This is a genomic window from Actinoplanes sp. DH11 (assembly GCF_020873875.1).
Lineage (GTDB): Bacteria > Actinomycetota > Actinomycetes > Mycobacteriales > Micromonosporaceae > Actinoplanes.
On record NZ_JAHWGU010000005.1, the window covers coordinates 250862 to 271423 of the forward strand.

Genomic DNA, 20562 nt, shown 5'->3' on the forward strand with positions numbered 1-20562 from the left:
AATGGCACGCCGCAAGAACGAGAACCGCGTCGACCTGTCCGCGTTCGATCAGCCTGGCGCCCGGGTCATCGACAACCCGCTGACCACCGAGGTCGAGGACTCCTACCTGGAGTACGCGTACTCGGTGATCCACTCGCGCGCACTGCCCGACGCGCGGGACGGCCTCAAACCGGTCCACCGGCGGATCCTGTGGTCCATGTCGGAGCAGAACCACCGCCCCGACCGGCCGTACGTGAAGTCCGCCCGCGTCGTCGGCGACGTGATGGGCAAGTACCACCCGCACGGCGACGTGGCGATCTACGACGCCCTGGTCCGGCTCGCCCAGGACTTCTCGCTCAACACGCCACTCATCGACGGCCACGGCAACTTCGGCTCGCCGGACGACGGGCCGGCCGCCGCGCGGTACACCGAAGCCCGGATGTCCCGGGAGGCGATGCTGCTGGTGGGCGAGCTCGGCGAGGGGACCGTCGACTTCAAGCCCACCTACGACGGCTCCGAGCAAGAACCCAAGGTGCTGCCGGCGGCCTTCCCGAACCTGCTGGTCAACGGCACGTCGGGCATCGCCGTCGGGATGGCGACCAACATGATCCCGCACAACCTCGGCGAGGTCGTGGCGGCCGCTCGGCACCTGATCACCCACCCGGACGCCGACCTCGACGAGCTGATGCGCTTCGTGCCCGGCCCCGACCTGCCGACCGGCGGTCAGCTGCTCGGCCTCGACGAGGTGCGCCGGGCGTACGAGACCGGCCGCGGCGTCGTCCGGATGCGGGCCCGCGCGCAGACCGGCCTGCTCGAGGGTGGCCGCGGACGGCAGGCGATCACCGTGACCGAGCTGCCGTACGGCGTCGGCACCGAGAAGATCATCGAGGCGATCACCGACGAGGTGAAGGGCAAGCTGATCACCTCCGGCCCGCGGCGCGGCCAGCGCCAGGCCGCCCGGCTCGCCGGCATCTCCGACGTCAAGGACCTCACCGACCGGGAACACGGCACCCGGCTCGTCATCGAGTGCAAGGTCGGCGTCAACCCGCAGGCCCTGCTCGCCGACCTCTACCGGCTGACCCCGCTGGAGACCTCGTTCGGCATCAACAACCTGGTGCTCGTCGACGGGCAGCCGCGGACCCTCGGGCTCAAGGAGCTGCTCGAGGTCTTCGTGCAGCACCGCTACGAGGTGGTCACGCGGCGCACGACGTACCGGCGGACCAAGCGCGAGGACCGCCTGCACCTCGTCGACGGCCTGCTCATCGCCCTGATCGACATCGACCGGGTGGTCGCGCTGATCCGCGCCAGCGACGACGCGGCCGCCGCCAAGAGCGGCCTGATGAGCGAATTCGGGCTCTCCGAGATCCAGGCGTCGTACATTCTGGACACCCCGCTGCGCCGCCTCACCCGGTTCGACCGGATCGAGCTGGAAACCGAGCAGGAGCGCCTGCGCAGCGAGATCGCCGACCTGAGCCGGATCCTCGACAACGACGACGTCCTCAAGCAGGTCGTCTCCGACGAGCTCGCCGAGGTCGCCACCGAGTTCGGCCGCCCGCGGCACACCACGCTCATCGACGGTGACCTCAAGGAGGTGCTCGCCGCCTCCGTGCCGGCCGGCCCGCTCGAGGTCGCCGACGACCCCTGCCAGGTGATCCTCTCCGCCACCGGGCTGATCGCCCGGACCGCGGCCGAGAGCGAGGAGAGCACCGAGGCGCGCCGACGCAGCGGCCGGGTCAAGCACGACGCGGTCCGCGCGATCATCCACTCCACGGCCCGCGGCCGGATCCTGCTCGTCACCAACCTGGGCCGCGCCTTCAAGACCGACGTGCTCACCCTCCCGGTGCTGCCCGAACAGTCCGGCACCGTCTCGTTGCGCGGCGGCATGTCCGCCTCCGAGCTGGTGCCGCTGCACAAGGGCGAAAAAGTCGTCGGGATGGCGCCACTCTCCGGGGCCGACTCGCCGGGGCTGGCGCTGGGCACCAAGTACGGCATCGTGAAGGTGTGCGCCCCCGAATGGCCGGTCCGCTCCGACGAATTCGAGGTGATCACCCTCAAGGAGGGTGACGAGGTCCTCCAGGCCACCTGGCTGACCGACGGCGCCGAGTCCCTGGTCTTCGTCACCTCGGACGCGTCACTGCTGCGCTTCCCGGCCAAACTGGTCCGCCCGCAGGGCCTCAAGGGCGGCGGCATGGCCGGCATCAACCTCACCGCCGACGTCGAGGTCCTGTCGTTCGGCGCCGTCTCCGCCGCCGACCCGCAACACGGCGAACCCATGGTCGTCACGTCCACCGGCACCCAGGTCAAGGTCACCCCCTTCGCTCTCTACCCGGCGAAGGGCCGCGCCACCGGCGGCGTCCGCGTCCAGCGCTTCCTCAAGGGCGAAACCCAGCTGGCCGTCGCCTGGGTCGGCCCCCGCCCGGTCGGCGCCTCCGCCACCGGCGACCCGGTCGAACTCCCCGAACCCGACCCCCGCCGCGACGGCTCCGGCACCGCCGTCATCATGGGCCCCCAGCTGATCGGCCACCTGATCGAACGAGACTGACCGACCCGTCCCGGCCGGCCCCCGCGCGCGGCGCGAAGGCCGTGCCGGGCGGCTCAGAGCGTGACTGTGCCGGCCGGCTCAGGGTGTGGTCGTGCCGGGCGGCTGGCAGTGTGGTTGTGCCGGGCGGCTCACAGCGCCGCTGCCACGGCTGCCCCGGCCAGCATCAGCACCCCTGTCATCGCGCATGTCCGGCGGGCCCCGGCTTCCGGCCCTGGCCCGCCGTCCCGCTCCGCCCGGCCGCTGACCACCGCCGCCGCGATCGCGATGACGCCGCCCAGCACCAGGTACAGCGGCGTGCCGTACAGCCAGGAGTACGGCGCGAAGTGCACGACCAGCAAAACGACCATGCCGAGCGGCACCAGGGCGTAACGCTCCGACATGACGAGGAAGACAACCACCGGCAACCCGAGAAGCTGCCCGGTCGCCAGGATGATCGACAGCGAGTCGAGTGCTTCCATGCTCGGCCGCGGCGGTCCCGGCGTCACCATGGTCAGCAGCAAGGCCACAGGCAGCGCCACCAGACCCTGGACAAGCGTCACCACAGCGGCCGTCCGTGGCGTCGCCCGAGCCCATACCGCCGCACTCGCCAGCCACGTCACCCCGTAGGCGGCCAGGAAAGCCCACCCGTGCCGATTAGCGGCCGACAGGGCAAGCCGGTACTCCTCGACATCCATGCCTCAACGCCCGCGCACCGTAAGGATCATCGACCACCCACCAACGCGTCACCCCTCGCCAGCACTCCACAGGGCGACCACCGATGACCCGAGCGTAACGACCGGTGTCCATGCCGTTCCCAGCCGAATAACGATCGCCCCGGTGAAGCAGGCCTCCGCTCCCGTCCCGGCGGCCGCCGCTCGCGAGTTCGCGACCCGCCGTCGCCGCCTGCGTGTCACCCGGGTTCGCCGTCTGCCGCTGCGTGTCACCCGGGTTCGCTGCTCGCGAGTTCGCGACCCGCCGTTGCCGCTGCATGTCACCCGGGTTCGCCGTCTGCGAGGTCGCGACCCGCCGTCTGCCGCTGCGTGTCAGCCGCTTCCGCCGCTCGCAAGGTCGCGTCCCGCCGTCATCGCCCGCGCAGCGCCCGCGGCCGCCGCTCGCCAGATCGCGACCCGGTCGATACCGCGCAAATCACCCCCAGTTGGCCGTCCTCGGACCCCGATGATGCCGGACGGGCCGTCCACGGGCGAGAAGTTGATCTGCTAGCGATGCAAAATCGCGGTGATAGGCCCATGATCACAGCGATTTTGCATCGCTAGCAGATCAACAACGCGCGCAAGCTCGCTGGGTGCCGCCATCCCTGGCGATCATGCGAGTGAGACGCGGCGCGTGACGAATCCGGGCGTCCGCCGCCCCCGTTGGCGGACGCCCGTGGCCGTAAGCCCCGCAGGCGGAGGCCGTACGCCCGGCAGGCGGAGGCCGTAAGCCCCGCAGGCGGGGACGGTACGCCCGGTGGCTCGAGGCAGTACGCCTGGGAGCCACAGGCGGTAAGCCTGGTAGGCGGAGGCCGTACGCCCGGCGGCCCGAGGCCGTACGCCTGGGAGCCACAGGCCGTAAGCCCGGCAGGCGGGGGCCGTACGCCCGGCGGCCCGAGGCCGTACGCCCGGCGGCCCGAGGCCATACGCGCGGAGGCCCGAGGCCGTACGCGCGGCGGCGCGAGGCAGTACGCCTGGGAGGCCCGAGGCCGTATGCCTGGGAGCCACAGGCCGAACCGCCGGCGGCGGTCCGAGGCCGTATGCAGGCAGGGGTCAGGCGCGGAGCGCCAGGAGCTCGGCCACCTCGTCCGCCGGCAGCGGGCCGCGGGCTTCGGCCTCCAGGCATTCGGCCAGTTCGGTGCGGTTTTTGACGCCCAGGATGACGCTGGCGACGCCCGGAACCGCCAGGGCGTAACGGTGTGCCAGGGAGGCCGCGGATTCGCCGCGGTCGGCGGCCAGTTTGCGGAAGGGGGCGGCGCGGGCGTAGTCGGCCGCGGCCGGGTGGGTGGCGGGGAGGTCGCGGTCCAGGGTGTCGGTGAGGGAGCCGGCGGCCACGGCGCGGATGGCGAGGACGGGGATGGCGGCGGCGGAGGCGGCCCGGACGAGTTCGTCGTTGGTGGACGGAGCGTCCGGGTAGATCCACATGTCGCCGTTCATGTCGAGCGGGTTGACGATGATCTGGGCGGCGTCGGGGCGGGGGTCGGTGCGCAGCGCGTCGAGGACCGGTGCCGGGTGGCCGACGGCGGTGATGCCCCAGGCGCGGATGGTGCCGGCGTCGCGGAGGCGTTCGAAGTGCGGGACCACCGCGTCGCGGTAGGAGTCCCAGTGGATGGTGCCGCCGGCGGTGGCCGAGCCGTCGCGGGGCAGCATCTGGGTGTGCAGCAGGAGCAGGTCGAGGTGGTCGCGGCCGAGGCGTTCGAGGCTGCCGGCGAGGCTGCGGTCGATCAGGCCGGCGAAGTCGCCACCCGGGGGTACGTCGTGGACCTGCACCTTCGAGGTGATCTGAACGTCTGGGGCTGGCCGCTGCCGCAGGGCTTCGCCGACGACGCGTTCCGACTCGAAGTCGCCGCCGTAACTGGGCGCCACGTCCAGCATGGTGATCCCGGCGTCGAGGGCGGCGTGCACGGTGGACACCGCCTCGGCGCGGTCGGTGCTGCCCCAGACGCCGCCGAGTCCGCCGCCGCCGAGGGTGAGCGCGCTGATCCGTCCGAGTCTGCCGAATCCTCTGATCTGCATGGCGTCGACGGTAGGACCTGGAGCGCGCTCCAGGTGAAGCCCCGAACAGCAAAAGGTGAAGCCCCGAACAGCAAAAAGGAAGCGGAAGGCGCGGGCTGACTGCCGCGCGATCCGCTTCCTTCGAGAGACTTGCGAGAGAGGGCTCGCGAGAGAGGGGGTACGCCTACTTGCTCGGTTCCGGTACGTCGCAAGTGATCTTGGGGTTGACGCCCATCCAGTTGAGTGGGCCGGCGACCGTGGTGACGATGACCGTGCCCGCCTCGGCACAGCTCGCGTCGCCGCTGTCCTTGAAATAGCCACGCTCGTACGCCGCGACGACGCCGAGCACGAGCCAGATGACCACTATGACCGCGCCGATCCGCATCGGGGTTCTCCTTCGCCTCCGGGTTGGGCGGCAGATACCCCGTGGCGTCAGTTCTCTAAACGGCGGGCTTGAAGCGTGTAGGTGTGCGGCAGCCGTTCCGGCTTCTCGATCAGCTGCCATTCGCCGCCGCCGACGGGGTGCATCCGGCCGGGCAGCGCCTCCCACGGCACGGACTGATGTTCGTCGAGCCCGGTCAGGGTCAGGCCGGCGTCGAGGACAGCGGTGACGATCTCGCCGAGCCCGTGGTTCCACTCGTGTGTGGTGGTGTGCTGGAACTGGTGGTCGCTCGCCACGTACGTGCCGGGCTCGTCGTAGATCTGTGGTTCCGCCTGCTCGAAGTACGGTTCGGCGAGCGCGATCACCCCGTCGGTGCGGTCGTAGTCGAGGGACCACAGCACCGGGTGTCCTTCCCGGATGAAGAGCCGCCCGCCGGGGGCGAGCAGGGACGCCACGGTCTGCGCCCAGCGCCGGATGTCGGGCAGCCAGCCGAGCGCGCCGACCCCGGTGTAGACCAGGTCGAACTCGCCGTCGAGGACGTCGCGCGCGGCGTAGACGTCGCTCCGCACATACCGGATCTTGGCGCCGGCCCGCTCGGCGATGGTCCGGGCCTGGTCGAGTGAGGCGCCGGAGAAGTCGAGGCCGGTCATGGTGGCGCCGAGCCGGGACAGCGAGACCGTGTCGGTACCGATGTGGCACTGCAGGTGCACGCCGCGCAGCCCGGTGATGTCACCGAGGCGCGGCCTGTCGAACCGGACCACCTCGCTCAGGTACGCGGGGTCGGTCGCGAAGTCCTCGACGTGGTAGTCGGGGGATGCGGCGTGTGCGGGTGCGCGCTCGTCCCAGTTCGCGCGGTTGATGTCGAGGTACTCGGTCATGCGCCGGAGCGTACGCGGTCCCGCAGCCAGAGCGCGCTCCGTTTAGGGGTCCGGACCTGCGTCTCGTAGTCGACGTGGACCAGGCCGAACCGTTTCGCGTACCCCTCCGCCCATTCGAAGTTGTCCATCAGTGACCAGGCGAAGTAGCCGCGCACGTCGGCACCGGCGGCGCGGGCCGCGAAAACCGCGTCGACGTGCGCGGCGATATACGCGGTCCGCTCGTGATCGGCCACGTAGCCGGTGTCGTCGGGCCGGTCGTCGTAGACCGCGCCGTTCTCGGTGACGGCGAGCGGGATCCCGTAGTCGTGGTGCAGCCGCAGCAGCAGCGTGGTGAACCGGTCCGGCGTGATCGGCCAGTTCAGCGCGGTCCGGGGCACGTCCGGCATGATCTCGCGGACGATCGGCAGCCCGGCCGCGTCGACCGTGTTGCCGTCGAGGTCGCGGCCGGCGAAGTCCTGTCCGAAGTAGAAGTTGACGCCGAGGATGTCGATCGGCGCCGAGATGATCTTCAGGTCGCCGTCCCGGATCGGGAGTCCGTGGCCGCGGGCGGCGAGGTGTTCCAGCACGTCGCCGGGGTAGGCGCCGCGCGCGATCGGGTCGAGGAAGATCCGGGTCCCCATGCCGTCGGCGAGCCGGGCGGCGGCGATGTCGATCGGGTCGTCGGAGGCGGGGGTGGCCGTCCCGATGTTCAGGGCCGGTCCGACGACGGTCCCCGGCTTCCGGATCAGGGCCGTCGCCAGCCCGTGCCCGAGCAGCAGATGGTGGGTCGCGGCGAGCGCCGCCCGGAAGTCCTTGCGGCCCGGCGCGTGCACCCCGTGCTCGTACCCCAGGTAGGCCACGCACCACGGCTCGTTGACCGTGCCCCAGTTGCGGACCCGGTCGTGCAGGCGCTGGTGGACCAGGCCCGTGTACTCGGCGAACCGGTAGGCGGTGTCCCGGTTCGGCCAGCCGCCGGCGTCTTCCAGTTCCTGCGGCAGGTCCCAGTGGTAGAGCGTCAGCCACGGGTCGATCCCGGCGCCGAGCAGTTCGTCGACGAGCCGGTCGTAGAAGTCGAGTCCGGCCTGGTTGGCCGGACCTCGGCCGCGCGGCTGCACCCTCGGCCAGGAGACCGAGAAGCGGTACGCGTCCACGCCGAGACTCTTGACAAGTTGCACGTCGTCCGGCATCCGGTGGTAGTGGTCGCACGCCACGTCACCGGTCTCGCCGACCACGTCCCGGGCGAACGTGTCCCAGATGGACGGGGTGCGCCCGTCCTCGGCCGCGGCGCCCTCGATCTGATAGGCCGAGGTGGCCACTCCCCACGTGAATGTCACACTTCATCCCTACGTAAAGGTGGGCCGGTCCTGACGGCAGAGGACCGGCCCACGGCTATCGGCCGACGGGTTGAGCCGTCGGGTGCAACCAGCAGGCGACCGACCGGGTCGCGCCGTCCGGGGTGCCGGGACGGCCGAGCACCGGGATGTTCCCGGCGCACGGGTCGAACGCCTTCGGGCAGCGCGGGTGGAACGAGCACCCGGTCGGCATGCCCTTGAGGTCCGGCGGGGAGCCGGGGATGCCGGTCAGCTCACGGCGCGGGCCGCGCAGGGCCGGGAACGACCCGAGCAACCCCGCGGAGTACGGGTGCAGCGCGTCCCGGTAGATCGCGGCGGCCGGTGCCTCCTCGACGATCCGGCCCCCGTACATGATCGCGATCCGGTTGGAGAACTCGACGAGCAGTGACAGGTCGTGCGTGATGAAGATGACCGAGAACCCGAGCCGTTCCCGCAGCTCGATGAGCTGACCCAGGATCTGCCGCTGCATCACCACGTCGAGCGCGGTGGTCGGCTCATCCATGATCACTACCTGCGGCTGGAGGATCAGCGCCATGCCGATCATCACGCGCTGCCGCATGCCGCCGGAGAGCTGGTGCGGGTAGGCGTCCATCCGGTCCGGCGAGATCCCGACCAGTTTCAGCATCTCCCGGGCCCGGGCGTTGCGGCTGTGCTCGCTCATCCGCGGGTCGTGCGCCTTCAGCACGTCGGTGAGCTGCGTGGAGATCTTGTGCACCGGGTTGAGCGAGTTCATCGCGCCCTGGAACACGATCGCCGTTTCGTTCCAGCGGAACCGGCGCAGCGCCGCGTCGGAGAGGGCGAGCACGTCGTACGCCTCGCCGCCGTCCGGGTGGTAGATCACTTCACCGCCGGTGATCACGCCGGGCGGCGGGAGCAGGCGGGTCAGCCCGTACGCCAGGGTGGATTTTCCGGAGCCGCTCTCGCCGGCCAGGCCCAGCACCTCGCCGCGGTGCAGCGTGAGGTTGACGTCGCGGACCGCGCGGACCGCCTGGTCGCCCAGCCCGTACGCGACGTTGAGGTTCCGGATCTCGAGGACGGGCTCACTCATGGCGCGACCTCCTTCTGCTGCGGGTCGGCCGGTGCGGGGACGACGGGGGTCGGGGCGACAGGGGTCGGTACGACGGGTGTCGGGGTGGCGTGCGTGTGCGGCGCGGCCGAGTTGTTCAGGACCGGGGTGAAGCCGATCCGCATCCGGACCGTCTTGCCGTCGGCGGTCTTCAGCTTCGTCTTGCCGGCGCTGCGCAGGCGCGGGCTGACGAACTCGTCGATCCCGAAGTTGATCAGCGACAGCGAGGTGCCGAGGATCGCGATGGCCAGACCCGCCGGCACGAACCACCACCACGCCGACTGGGCGAGCGCCTGCTGGCCCTGCGCCCAGAACAGGATGGTTCCCCAGTTCCAGGTGGTGGCCGACGTGACGCCGATGAAGGCCAGGGTGATCTCGGAGAGCACCGCGAAGATGACCGTGCCGACGAAACCGGAGGCGATCACCGCGGTCAGGTTCGGCAGCAGCTCGAAGACGATCACCCGCCAGGTCCGCTCGCCCGTCGCGCGGGCCGCCTCGACGAAGTCGCGCCGGCGCAGCGACAGCGTCTGGGCCCGCAGCACCCGGGCGTTCCACGACCAGGACGTGAGGCCGATGACCAGGGCGATCAGCCAGTCCTCGGCGCTCTCCAGGGTGGAGGTGATGATGATGATCAGCGGCAGGGCCGGGATCACCAGGAAGACGTTGGAGATGGCCGAGAGGGCCTCGTCGGTCTTGCCGCCGACGTAGCCGGCGGTGACCCCGATCAGGACCGACAGCACGGTCGCCACGATGCCGGCGAAGAAGCCGACGAACATGACGCTGCGGGTGCCGGTCAGCAGCTGGCTGAAGACGTCCTGGCCGAGGTGGGTGGTGCCCATCCAGTGCTCGGTCGAGGGCGGCTGGACCAGGTCGTTGCCGCGGGCGCCCGGGTCGTACGGCGCGATCCACGGCCCGATGATCGCCAGCAGCACGTAGATGCCGAGGATGACCAGGCCGGTGGCCGCCTTCTTGTTGGCGACGAACCGGAAGCGCTGCCGCTTCGCCTTAGTCGGCTTGCCGGTCTCGGGCTGCGCCATCGCACCCTGTGCCGGGATGACCTGCTCGATGCTGGAGGTGGGGATGGTCAAAGCTCAGCCCTCCTTGCGGGTGCGCGGGTCGAGCAGCAGGTATGCGATGTCCGCCAGCAGGTTCGCGACCAGCACCGAGATCGTGATGATCAGGAAGATGCCCTGCATGAGCGGGTAGTCCGAGGCGCCGAGCGCCTGGAAGAGCTGGAAGCCGACGCCCGGGTAGGAGAAGACGATCTCCACGAGCAGGGTGCCGCCGACGATGAAGCCGAGGGACAGCGCGAAGCCGGAGACGTTGGGCAGCAGCGCGTTGCGGGCCGCGTAACTCATCGCCACCCGCCGGTCGGTGAGGCCCTTGGCGTGCGCCACGGTGATGTAGTCCTCGGACGCGACGGTCACCATCATGTTCCGCATGCTGAGGATCCAGCCGCTGACCGAGGAGATCAGGATGGTGAGCGCGGGCAGCAGGCTGTGCTGGATGGCGCTCGGGATGAAGTACTGGTCCCAGGCCGGCACCAGGCCGCTGTCGAAGCCACCGGACGACGGGAAGAAGCTGTCCGGGCCGGTGAGCAGGTAGATCGCGATGATGCCGAGCCAGAAGTACGGCACCGAGGAGAGGAACGTGGTGACCGGCAGCAGACCGTCGGTCCACGAGCCGCGGCGCCAGCCGGCCAGGATGCCCAGGCCGGTGCCGAGGAAGAAGCTGATCACCGTGGTGATGCCGACGAGCAGGAGCGTCCAGGGCAGGCTGGAGCTGATGATTTCGGAGACCGGGGTCGGGAAGAACGTGAACGACAGGCCCAGGTCGCCGGAGAACAGCTGCTTCCAGTAGGCGACGTACTCCTGCCAGATGTTGGCGTCCTTGTCGAGCCCGAAGAGGACGTAGAGCGCCTCGATCGCCTGACTGCTCAGCTGACCCTGGTACTTGGTGACGAGCGACTGCACCGGGTCGCCGGGGATCATCCGGGGGATGAAGAAGTTCAGCGTGACCGCGGCCCAGGCGGTGAAGAGGTAGAAGGCGAGGCGCTGGAGGAAGTACTTCACCGTGCGACCTCGCTCTTGTCGTCCGAGCTCTTGTCGTTCTGGCTCCGGTTGTTCTCGCTCGTGTCGTAGAGCCAGCAGGCGGCCCAGTGACCGGGCGCGTCACCGATCTCCAGGGGGACCGGCAGGTCGGCGGAGCAGCGCGGCATCGCGGCCGGGCAGCGCGGGTGGAAGCGGCATCCGCTGGGCGGGTTGATCAGGCTCGGCGGTTCGCCGTTGCCCCGGTCCTCGCCTGCGGCCTCGGAGAGACCGGCGAGCCGGTCCGGGTCCGGCGCGGATTCGATCAGGAGCCGGGTGTACGGGTGAGCCGGCGACTGCGTGACGGTCTCGGAGTCACCGCCCTCCACCATCCGGCCGGCGTACATCACCATCGTCCGGTCGGCGAAGTACCGGGCCGAGGCGATGTCGTGCGTGATGTAGAGGATCGCCAGGTTCAGTCGTTCCTTGAGGTCGCGCAGCAGGTTCAGCACGCCGAGGCGGATCGAGACGTCCAGCATGGACACCGGCTCGTCGGCGAGCAGGGCCTCGGGCTGGGCGCCGAGCGCGCGGGCGATGGCGACCCGCTGCCGCTGGCCGCCGGAAAGCTCGTGGGGGAACTTGTCCAGGTACCGCTCCGGCGGGGTCAGGCTCACCCGTTCCAGGAGCTCGTGCAGCGCACCCTCGAGATCGTCACCGGCGTTGCCGTGGATCTGCAGGGAGCGGCTCAGGTGGTACCGGATGGTGTGCACCGGGTTCAGCGAGGCGAACGGGTCCTGGAAGATCATCTGGACCTGCGCGCAGTACCTGCGGAACGCCGCGCCGGACGTGACCTTCGTCGACTCGCCGTGCAGCCGGATGTCGCCGCCGGTGCGGGGGTAGAGCTGGGCCAGCAGCCGGGCCACTGTGGACTTGCCGGAGCCGGATTCGCCGACGAGCGCGACCACCTGGCCGCGTCGCAGGGTGAGGTTCACGTCGTCGACGGCGTGCACCGCGTCGTGCCGCTTCGAGAACAGGTCGCGTAGCCGCCGGCGGACGGGGAAGTGCTTGGTCAGGCCGATCGCCTCAAGCACCACCTCGCCGGCCGGCGCCTTGGCGTCGGGGATCGACGTCATGCCGGGTTCCTTTTGTGCGGGGGTGAGACGGGCGCCCCGGCGTGCCGGGGCGCCCGCTCGGCGATCAGGAGTTGGCGGGCTGGAGCTTCAGGACGACCATCAGAGAGGCGGCCTGCGTGGGCTGTGCGGGCGCGTAGGAGTCCGCGTCCGTCGGCCAGCCGACCCAGTTCTTGGTGCTGTACGCGGCGCCGACGTTGTCCGAGCCGACCGGCAGCATCGGGGCCTGCTCCACGAAGATCTTCTGGATCGTGGCGAGGGCGATCTTGCGGGCCGCGTCGTCGGTCGCGTTGGAGTACGCCTTGAGGGCGGCGGTCGCCTCCGGGCTCTCGAAGCGGCCGAAGTTGCCCTGCTGGGCGGCGGTGCCGATCGGCTTCATCAGGTCACCGTCCATGACCGTCTGGTAGATGTCGAACGGCGTCGAGCCACCGTTGGTCCACCGCATGGTGGCCTCGAAGTCGCCCTTCTGCACGTTCGCGTCCCAGACGTTCTGGTTCGGCTTCTCCACCGTGGCCGCGATGCCGATCTCGGCCAGGTTGCTCTTGATGATCTCGAGCGAGGTCTGGTAGTCGGACCACGGCGCCGGGTCGGTGAGCTTGATGGTGACCGGCTTGCCGGACTTGTCCTTGAGGACGTTGCCCTCCAGCTTGTAGCCGGACTGGGTCAGCAGCGCCTTGGCGCCCTCGACGTCGACCGAGAAGGTCTTGCCCTTATACTCGTCGGCGATGTAGGCGTCACCCGCGCCCTCCGGCAGACCGGTGACGCTCTTGATCTCCGGGTGGAAGTAGCCGGCCTCGGCCTGCACGAAGATGTCGTTGCGGTTGATCACCATGTTCATGGCGCGGCGCAGGGCCGGGTCGTCGAACGGCTTCTTCGTGGTGTTGAGGTAGAGGCCGTGGATGCCCAGCACGCCCGGCGCCCAGACCTTGTAGTTCGCCGGGTCCTTGGCGACGAAGGTCTGCTCGTAGTTCGGGATGAAGACGAAGCTCCACTCCGACTGGCCGCTCGCCAGGGCCGTGGCCTGCGCGTTGTTGTCGGCGTAGGAGGTGTAGCGCAGCTCCTTCACCTTCGGCTGGGTGCCCCAGTAACCGCTCTCTCGAGCGGCAAGGATCGTCGCCTGCTGGCTGAACGACTTCAAGGTGTACGGGCCGCTGCCGACCGGCTCCTTGATCGTGTCGGTCGCCGGGTCCGAGATCTTCTCCCAGACGTGCTTCGGCACGATCGGGGTCTGCCCGATGACCTTGTGGTGCGTGGTGAACTGCGACGACTTGAAGGTCATCTTCACCTTGTTGCCGTCGGCCGTGATCTGGTCGTACGGAATGGCGAAGAGGTTCAGCGCGTCGTTGCTCTTGATCAGGTTGTGGGTGTAGACCACGTCCTCGGCGGTCAGCGGCTTGCCGTCCGACCACGTGACGCCGTCCCGGATCACCAGGTCGACGGTCTTGTAGTCGGAGGACCACTTGATCTCGCTGGCCAGCCACGGCGTCAGCGGGTCGGCCGGCTTGGTGTTGTTCCACTGACCGAGCGGCTCGAAGATCATCCAGCGGTAGCCGAGCGAGGCGGCCGCCGACGTCTGGACGAACGGGTTGTTGCTCTCGGTGACCGTGCCGTTCGGCATGCCGATCGAGAGGAAGTCGGCCTGCTTGCCGTTCGCCGCGTTCTTGTTGCTGTTGGCGTTGGGCGAGTCACCGCACGCGGACAGCCCGCCCGTGGCGAGCACACCCGCCAGGGCGACCGCGAACAGTTTCCTTCTCTGCATCGCTAAACTCCTCGGAATTTTCTCGCGGGTGAAGGGGTGAGAGGGGTGCCCGGAGGGCGTGCGGTACCGCGCGGCCGGCCAAGACCGGTCACTGGGTGTCGCGATGTCCCGGCCGTCATAGCGGCCGGTGGATGTGGGGTGTGTGATCTACGGTGCGGTGGACTGACGGATGGTGAAGGTGGCCGGGATTATGGTCGGCCGGTTCGGGAGCGGGGCTCCCTCGAAGTGGGCGAGCAGCGTGCGTGCCGCCGCCTCGCCCATCTCCCGCAGAGGCTGGTGGACCGTGGTCAGGGACGGCTTGGCGTGCGCGGCCATCGGGATGTCGTCGAAGCCCACCACCGCGACGTCCTCGGGGACGCGCCGGCCGCTGTCCTGGACGGCCCGCATGGCGCCGAACGCGCAGAGGTCGTTGTGGCAGAAGACCGCGTCGAACTCCATCCCCGTCTCGATCGCGCGCCGGACGTTGTCCACACCGGAACCGACCTTGAAGTCGCCCAGCATGATCCGGTCGGGCGAGAGGGGGAAGCCGGCGTCGGCGTAGGCCGAGACGAAGCCGTCGGTGCGCTGCTGGGTGCAGCCGAAGCGGGACGGCCCGGTGATCACGAGCGGCTTGTGGCGCCCGATCTGCAGCAGGTGGTTCGCGGCGTCGGCGGCACCGGTGTGGTTCGTGGTCCCGATCGTCGCCATCGTGCCGCCGGAGATCTGGTCGCGATCGTCGATGAGGACCATCGGCAGCCCCCGGGCGTGCAGGGTGGTGATGTAGTCGAGCGTGCCCTCCGGCTCGATGACCAGCAGGCCGTCGAAGGACTTGGCGGCGACCTGGGCGGCGAACTGCCGCATCGAGTCGTCGCCGCGGTTGCACGTGAAGAGCAGCAGGCCGTAGTGCTCGGCCTCGAGCACGTCGACCGCGCCCTGCAGCACCTCGCCCATCCAGGGCCAGGTGAGCGAGGGCACCAGCATGCCGACCACCCGGGTGCGCCCGCGGGCCAGGTTGACCGCCCGTGCGCTGGGAACGTAGCCGAGCTCGTCGATGACCGCGCGCACCCGCGCGGCGGTCGTCTCGTCGAGCTCACCCTTGCCGTTCAGCACCCGGGAAACCGTGGTCTTACTGACCTTGGCCCGGGCCGCCACATCGGCGATAGTGATCGGCACTGCTCCTCCGCGGATGTATCTACGCAGTTGCGTCGAGGTTTCGGAACCGGTTTCGGTACCGGTTCCGGCAGTCAACCTCAGTGAGGGCCGTCACGTCAATGTGCGTCGAGATCTAATTAGGTTTCGAGACGGTAACCGAGTTTACAAATCGGTCGTTATCGGTATCCCCGGCCAGGTTCGGCAGCACCACTCCGAGCGGTGCGTCGACGACCAGGTCCGCGTACGGCTCACCGCGTGTCACACCCCGGTTCACGATCGCCACCCGGACGCCCTCCCGGACCGCGCGCAGCACGAACCGCCGGCCCGACATCACGGTCAGCGAGGAGCCGAGAACCAGCAGCGTGCGGGCCGATTCCACCAGCTCGAACGACAGGGTCACCCGGTCCACCGGCACGGACTCGCCGAAATACACCACGTCCGGCTTCAGCACCCCGCCGCAGGACCGGCAGTCCACCACCGCGAACCCGTCCAGCTCCGCGTCGTCCAGCTCCACGTCGCCGTCCGGGTTGATCACCGTGGCCACCGCCGCGAAGCCCGGGTTCGCCGCGGTCAGCCGGTCCTCCAGCTCGACGCGGGAGGTCGTCTCCCGGCAGTCCAGGCAGACGATCCGGGACAGGTTGCCGTGCAGCTCCACCACGCCTGTCGCGCCGGCGGCCTGGTGCAGGCCGTCCACGTTCTGCGTGATCAGCCCGGAGAGCAGGCCGAGCTGCTGCCAGCGGGCCACCGCCCGATGGCCGTCGTTCGGCCGGGCGTCACCGATCGTGCGCCACCCGAGGTGGCTGCGGGCCCAGTAGCGACGGCGCGCGAGCGGGTCCCCGGTGAAGGTCTGATAGGTCATCGGGGTGCCGCGCCGGGCCGACCCGGACGGGCCCCGGTAGTCCGGGATCCCGGAGTCGGTCGAGAGGCCCGCGCCGCTGAGCACCGTGACGCCGCCCTCGGCGATCCACGCGTCCAGCCGCGCCACCTGCTCCACCATCTGAAGGTCCATGACACCCATGGTCCCTCGTCCGGGTGACCGCCGGGCAAACCCGTACGGGTGTGCGTGACCTCATTGTCCGGTGCGCGTTCACCAGGGCTTTAGTAGGTTGAGCGGTGTGATCGCGGCTCCCACGCGGCCGTGTCCCACCTGGGGGTTTTCCATGGATTCCGCACTGCAGAGCTTTCTGAGCGTCGTGCCGCAGGCAGCGGCGATCTGGCTGACGATCCTGCTCCTGCTCGCCGTGGCGGTGGTGGGCGCCCGGCTGCCCCGCCGCCTGGCCGTGCCACAGCCGGAGCCGGACGACAATCCGTACGCGGTGGAGGTGGAGAACGCCGCCGCCGAGGCGGCCGTGGCGGCCGACCGGCGTCGTGCCGAGTGGCTGACCGCCCAGGAGACGGCGGAGAAGGCCTGGTCGGCGTACGAGGAAGCGGAACGCGCCGCCCGCCGGATCGGTGCGGCCACCGCGTTCCCGCTGATGAGCCGCAAGCGCAAGCCCGGCGAGAACGTCGACCGGCAGCGGTACCTGCACCGGGCGGCCACCGAGCTGTGCCGCACCCACGACCTGTCGATCGCCCAGCTCAACGACGTGTTCGCGCACCGCGGCTGGAACCCTCGCCTGCACCCGGTCCAGCAGGAGGCGGTGCTGCACGCCGCCGCCCGCACGCACCGGCTGGCGGCGTACCGCCGGGCGGTGGAGGCGGAGCAGGCCGCGTGGCGCAGCGCCGAGGCCGCCGCGGAGACGCTGCGTGACCTGCGCGCCGAAGCCGCCGCGGCCCGGCTGCGCGGCGCCGCCGACGAGTCCGCGGACCAGCAGTGGTGGTCCGAGCAGTGGACCGGGGCGGAACTGCCGGCCACCGCGTGAGGTCCACCCTGGACACCCCTACCGTTCCCGCTCGGCCACACAGGTGGCCCGGGTAACGTGACCTCCGGGCTGTCCTGGGGTAAGGAGGCGATGGTGACGGTAACTCCCGCGGGCGGCAGCGCGCCCATCACCCACATGCATCGAGCCGCCCTGGTCGAGGACGCGGTGCACGAGCTCATCGAACGACGGCTGATGGGGCGCGGCTGGAAGCCGTACATCACCGCCTACACCGGGTACGGCGCACCCGGCTGGGCCCGCGTCGTGGGCCGGGTCCTGCTGGCCCGGCCCGGCACGGTCAGCAAACGCCGGGAGAAGGTGCGCGGCTGGCGCAGCTTCACCACCACCCCGGTCAACGGCGCCGTGGTCCGCATCGAGGTCGGTGGCACCGTCACCGAGACCCGGTCGGACCGCAGCGGTTACGTCGACTGCAAGGTCAAGGGCGACCTGGAGCCCGGCTGGGGCACCGCCCGGATGCACACCGATGGTGCGACCCCGGTGGACGCCCCGATCCGGGTGATCGACCCGGGCGTCAAGGTCGGTGTCATCTCCGACATCGACGACACGGTCATGGTCACCGCCCTGCCGCGGCCGCTGCTGGCCGCCTGGAACACGTTCGTGCTCGACGAACACGCGCGCACCGCCGTGCCCGGCATGGCGGTGCTCTACGAGCGGCTGGTCAACGCCAACCCGGGCGCGCCGGTGATCTACCTGTCCACCGGCGCGTGGAACGTGGCGCCGACGCTCACCCGGTTCCTCAGCCGGCACCTCTACCCGGCCGGTCCGATCCTGCTCACCGACTGGGGGCCCACCCCGGACCGCTGGTTCCGCAGCGGCCAGGAGCACAAGCGCAGGTCGCTGCGCCGGCTCGCCGAGGAGTTCCCGGACATCCGGTGGCTGCTGATCGGCGACGACGGCCAGCACGACCAGGAGATCTACTCCGAGTTCGCCCGGTCGCACCCGGAGCACGTGAGCGCCGTCGCGATCCGCCGGCTCTCGCCGACACAGGCGGTGCTGGCCGGCGCGATACCGGGGCCGTCGGAGACCGCCGAGGTGCACCCGTCCGGCGGCAAGACGTGGTTCTCCGCCCCGGACGGTGCCGGCCTCTGGTCCCTGCTGCGCGACACCGACGTGGTGTGAGCGTGCCCGCAACGAGCCGTCAGTCGGCGGCCGGTTCGGCGGCCTCGTTGACCCGCTCGTGCAGCTTCTGCCGGATCTCCTCGGGGGTGTACGCCCGGCGCCGCCGCTCCGCCCGGGCGATCACCGCGCCCGTCGCCGCGACGCCCGCCAGCCCTGCCAGTCCCGCAATCTTCCACCAACGCATCAGCTGAGGATAGACACGTGGTTGCCGAACTCAGCCTCGACGAGGCCATCGACCTGACGCGTACGGGTGACATCTGGATCTTCCGGGGCCGGTCCGGCCCGGACCGTGCCATCCAGGCGCTCACCAACAGCCCGGTGAACCACGTCGGCATGTCCCTGGTCATCGACGACATGCCGCCGCTCATGTGGCACGCCGAACTGGGCAGGTCCCTGCCCGACATGTGGTCCGGCAACTTCCAGCGCGGCGTGCAGCTGCACGACCTGCGCGACGCGGTCACGGTGTGGGCCCGGCGGTACGGCCAGCGGGGCTGGCTGCGCCAGCTCGACCCCGGCGTCACCCAGGAGATGGAGGACCAGGCGCTCAAGACGGTCGCCCGGCTGGACGGCACCCCGTTCCCGTCCACCTCGCAACTGGCCTTCCGGTGGCTGCGCGGCCGGGTGCCGCAGATCCGGGTGCCGTGGAAACCGGGCGAGGTCAGCGACGCGACCCTGGAGAAGGCGTACTGCGCCGAGGTGGTCGCGATCACCTACGAGGACATGGGCCTGCTGCCGCGCGGCCGCAAGGCCAACTGGTACGACCCGGGCCGCTTCTGGTCCGGCGACGAGCTGGAGCTCTGTCCCGGTTACCGGCTCTCCGACGAGCTCGCGGTCCGCGTGCCGGAGGCCTGAACGAAGCCCGGCCGGACGATGCCCCGGCCGGAGGCTTGAACGAAGCCGGCCGGCCGGCCCCACCGCACGGGTGGGAGCCGGCCGGCCGTCTGGCTCAGCGGGCGGTGGCGATCACCGGATCAGCGGGCGGAGCGGCGGTTACCGGTACGCGCCGAGAAGGCGGCCGCGCCGCCGGCGGAGGCGGGACGCTGCTGCGGCGTACCCGTGCGGCTCCGTGCCTGGCCCGAGCCCCGTGCGGCGCCCGCGGTGCGCGCCTGGCCGTTGCTGTGCGCCTGGCCGGACCGGGGCTGACCCGAGCGGGCCTGCCCGGACCGTGCCGGGTTGCCCTCCGGCGTGCCGGCGGACTTGCGGGCCGGGCGCGAACCCCCGGCCGCCGCGTCGGACTGCTTGGCACGCGCGTCCGGGGTCGCGCCGGCACCCGCCGGACGCCTGCCCCGGCCGCCACGACGGCGACGTGAGTCACCGGCGCCGTCCGGGTCGGTGTCGCGGTCGCTGACCGGTGCGGGCATGGCGACCGCGGCGGACGGTGCGGCGAACGTGCGCTCGCCCGGCGCCAGCTCGGCGAGCAGGGTGTCGCCCGGCCGGGTGCGGCGCGTGGTCGGCCGGATGCCGGCCTTACGGGTCAGGTCGCGCACGTCGGCCTGCTGGTCGTCGGTCATCAGGGTGATCACCGTGCCGCGGGCGCCGGCCCGGGCGGTCCGGCCGGACCGGTGCAGGTACGCCTTGTGCTCGACCGGCGGGTCGGCGTGGATGACCAGCGCCACGTCGTCGACGTGGATGCCACGGGCCGCGATGTCGGTGGCGACGAGCGTGCCGGCCGTGCCGTCGGAGAACGCGGAGAGGTTGCGGTTGCGGGCGTTCTGCGCCAGGTTGCCGTGCAGTTCGACGGCGGGCACACCGGCCGCGTTCAGCTGCCGGGTCAGCACCTTGGCGCGCCGCTTGGTCCGGGTGAACACCACGGAGCGGCCGGGCGCGGCGAGCAGGTCGACGAGCACACCGAACCGGTCGTCGTGCGTGACGTGCAGCACGTGGTGGTCCATCTCGATCGGCGCCTGCGCGGCCGAGTCGACGTGGTGCGTCACCGGGTCGCGCATGAAGCGCTGCACCAGCACGTCGACGCCGTTGTCCAGAGTGGCGGAGAAGAGCAGCCGCTGACCGCGGGCCGGTGTCTGCGACATGAGCCGCCGCACCACCGGCAGGAAGCCCAGGTCGGCCATGTGGTCGGCCTCGTCCAGGACGGTGATCTCCACATCGTCCAGGGCGGCGTGCCCGTTGCGGATGTGGTCGTCGAGCCGGCCCGGGCAGGCGACGAGCACGTCGACACCGGCCTTCAGCGCCTTGATCTGCGGGTTGGCGCCGACCCCGCCGAAGACCACCAGGGTGCGCAGGCCGGCCGCGTCGGCGAGCGGGCGCAGGGTGGCCTCGATCTGGGTGGCGAGCTCCCGGGTGGGCGCCAGGATCAGCGCACGCGGGCGGCCGGACCGGGCCGCGCGGGAGGCGGCGGCCAGGCGGGCCACCAGCGGGATGACGAAGGCGTACGTCTTGCCGGAACCGGTGCGGCCCCGGCCGAGAACGTCACGGCCGGCGAGGGTGTCGGGCAGTGTGGCGGCCTGGATCGGAAACGGGGTGGTGATGCCGAGTCCGGTGAGCGCCGTGGTGAGGACGGCGGGCACGCCGAGCTCGGAAAAGGTGGTCATATAAGAGCGAACTCCAAGGTCGTCGAGAATCGTCCTGCCCGGCGCTGACCATTTTCCCGGCCGCGGCGCGTGGTGGTCGATCCGAGTGCGGCCTGGACCAGACGG

Annotated in this window: 18 protein-coding genes; 4 read left to right on the plus strand and 14 right to left on the minus strand. The window is 70.7% G+C overall.

Annotated features, from left to right (window positions below; translation table 11 throughout):
• Position 1 precedes the first annotated feature (1 nt).
• Positions 2 to 2521 carry a DNA topoisomerase (ATP-hydrolyzing) subunit A gene (locus LPA41_RS09885; protein ID WP_229069781.1) on the plus strand — a complete coding sequence of 840 codons (2520 nt, stop codon included), beginning with the start codon at positions 2 to 4 and terminating at the stop codon, positions 2519 to 2521.
• 128 nt (positions 2522 to 2649) lie between these two features.
• Here the strand turns inward: LPA41_RS09885 and LPA41_RS09890 are convergent, their stop codons facing one another.
• The 12 genes from LPA41_RS09890 to LPA41_RS09945 form a co-directional block, all read right to left on the minus strand.
• On the minus strand, positions 2650 to 3195 hold the full coding sequence (locus tag LPA41_RS09890; protein ID WP_229069782.1) for a hypothetical protein: 546 nt from the start codon (positions 3193 to 3195) through the stop codon (positions 2650 to 2652).
• 1068 nt (positions 3196 to 4263) lie between these two features.
• On the minus strand, positions 4264 to 5226 hold the full coding sequence (locus LPA41_RS09895) for an aldo/keto reductase (RefSeq protein ID WP_229069783.1): 963 nt from the start codon (positions 5224 to 5226) through the stop codon (positions 4264 to 4266).
• A 163-nt stretch (positions 5227 to 5389) separates the two neighbouring features.
• Entirely contained in the window at positions 5390 to 5590 is a 201-nt protein-coding gene (locus LPA41_RS09900; protein ID WP_229069784.1) for a hypothetical protein, read from the minus strand.
• Positions 5591 to 5637: 47 nt separating this feature from the next.
• Positions 5638 to 6465: a bifunctional 2-polyprenyl-6-hydroxyphenol methylase/3-demethylubiquinol 3-O-methyltransferase UbiG gene (locus LPA41_RS09905; protein ID WP_229069785.1), complete on the minus strand. Its 828-nt coding sequence runs from the start codon at positions 6463 to 6465 to the stop codon at positions 5638 to 5640.
• Positions 6462 to 7778: a GH1 family beta-glucosidase gene (locus LPA41_RS09910; RefSeq protein ID WP_229069786.1), complete on the minus strand. Its 1317-nt coding sequence runs from the start codon at positions 7776 to 7778 to the stop codon at positions 6462 to 6464. Before LPA41_RS09910 ends, LPA41_RS09905 begins: the two co-directional genes overlap by 4 nt.
• A gap of 55 nt (positions 7779 to 7833) precedes the next feature.
• The gene (locus tag LPA41_RS09915; RefSeq protein ID WP_229069787.1) at positions 7834 to 8844 is read right to left on the minus strand and encodes an ABC transporter ATP-binding protein; all 1011 of its coding nucleotides are present in this window, start codon (positions 8842 to 8844) and stop codon (positions 7834 to 7836) included.
• Positions 8841 to 9950: an ABC transporter permease gene (locus LPA41_RS09920; RefSeq protein WP_229069788.1), complete on the minus strand. Its 1110-nt coding sequence runs from the start codon at positions 9948 to 9950 to the stop codon at positions 8841 to 8843. Before LPA41_RS09920 ends, LPA41_RS09915 begins: the two co-directional genes overlap by 4 nt.
• A gap of 3 nt (positions 9951 to 9953) precedes the next feature.
• The gene (locus LPA41_RS09925) at positions 9954 to 10934 is read right to left on the minus strand and encodes an ABC transporter permease (protein ID WP_229069789.1); all 981 of its coding nucleotides are present in this window, start codon (positions 10932 to 10934) and stop codon (positions 9954 to 9956) included.
• A complete protein-coding gene (locus LPA41_RS09930) occupies positions 10931 to 12022 on the minus strand; it encodes an ABC transporter ATP-binding protein (protein WP_229069790.1) in 1092 nt (363 codons plus the stop codon). Before LPA41_RS09930 ends, LPA41_RS09925 begins: the two co-directional genes overlap by 4 nt.
• 64 nt (positions 12023 to 12086) lie before the next feature.
• Positions 12087 to 13778 carry an ABC transporter substrate-binding protein gene (locus LPA41_RS09935; protein WP_229069791.1) on the minus strand — a complete coding sequence of 564 codons (1692 nt, stop codon included), beginning with the start codon at positions 13776 to 13778 and terminating at the stop codon, positions 12087 to 12089.
• 147 nt (positions 13779 to 13925) lie between these two features.
• Positions 13926 to 14930, minus strand: coding sequence for a LacI family DNA-binding transcriptional regulator (locus LPA41_RS09940; RefSeq protein ID WP_229069792.1), 1005 nt, complete (start codon positions 14928 to 14930; stop codon positions 13926 to 13928).
• Positions 14931 to 15042: 112 nt separating this feature from the next.
• Positions 15043 to 15927, minus strand: a complete 885-nt coding sequence (locus LPA41_RS09945; protein ID WP_374238137.1) for an NAD-dependent protein deacetylase — start codon at positions 15925 to 15927, stop codon at positions 15043 to 15045.
• Between the two features lie 142 nt (positions 15928 to 16069).
• Between LPA41_RS09945 and LPA41_RS09950 the strand changes: the two genes are divergently transcribed.
• Complete coding sequence (locus LPA41_RS09950) at positions 16070 to 16771, plus strand: hypothetical protein (protein ID WP_229069793.1); 702 nt, start codon at positions 16070 to 16072, stop codon at positions 16769 to 16771.
• Between the two features lie 90 nt (positions 16772 to 16861).
• Positions 16862 to 17908, plus strand: a complete 1047-nt coding sequence (locus LPA41_RS09955; RefSeq protein WP_229069886.1) for an App1 family protein — start codon at positions 16862 to 16864, stop codon at positions 17906 to 17908.
• Between the two features lie 19 nt (positions 17909 to 17927).
• Here the strand turns inward: LPA41_RS09955 and LPA41_RS09960 are convergent, their stop codons facing one another.
• Positions 17928 to 18092: a hypothetical protein gene (locus LPA41_RS09960; RefSeq protein WP_229069794.1), complete on the minus strand. Its 165-nt coding sequence runs from the start codon at positions 18090 to 18092 to the stop codon at positions 17928 to 17930.
• 17 nt (positions 18093 to 18109) lie between these two features.
• Here LPA41_RS09960 and LPA41_RS09965 point away from each other — a divergent pair, with 17 nt between their 5' ends.
• Positions 18110 to 18760 carry a hypothetical protein gene (locus LPA41_RS09965; protein WP_229069795.1) on the plus strand — a complete coding sequence of 217 codons (651 nt, stop codon included), beginning with the start codon at positions 18110 to 18112 and terminating at the stop codon, positions 18758 to 18760.
• Positions 18761 to 18879: 119 nt separating this feature from the next.
• Here the strand turns inward: LPA41_RS09965 and LPA41_RS09970 are convergent, their stop codons facing one another.
• Positions 18880 to 20457, minus strand: a complete 1578-nt coding sequence (locus LPA41_RS09970; RefSeq protein ID WP_229069796.1) for a DEAD/DEAH box helicase — start codon at positions 20455 to 20457, stop codon at positions 18880 to 18882.
• Positions 20458 to 20562 lie beyond the last annotated feature (105 nt).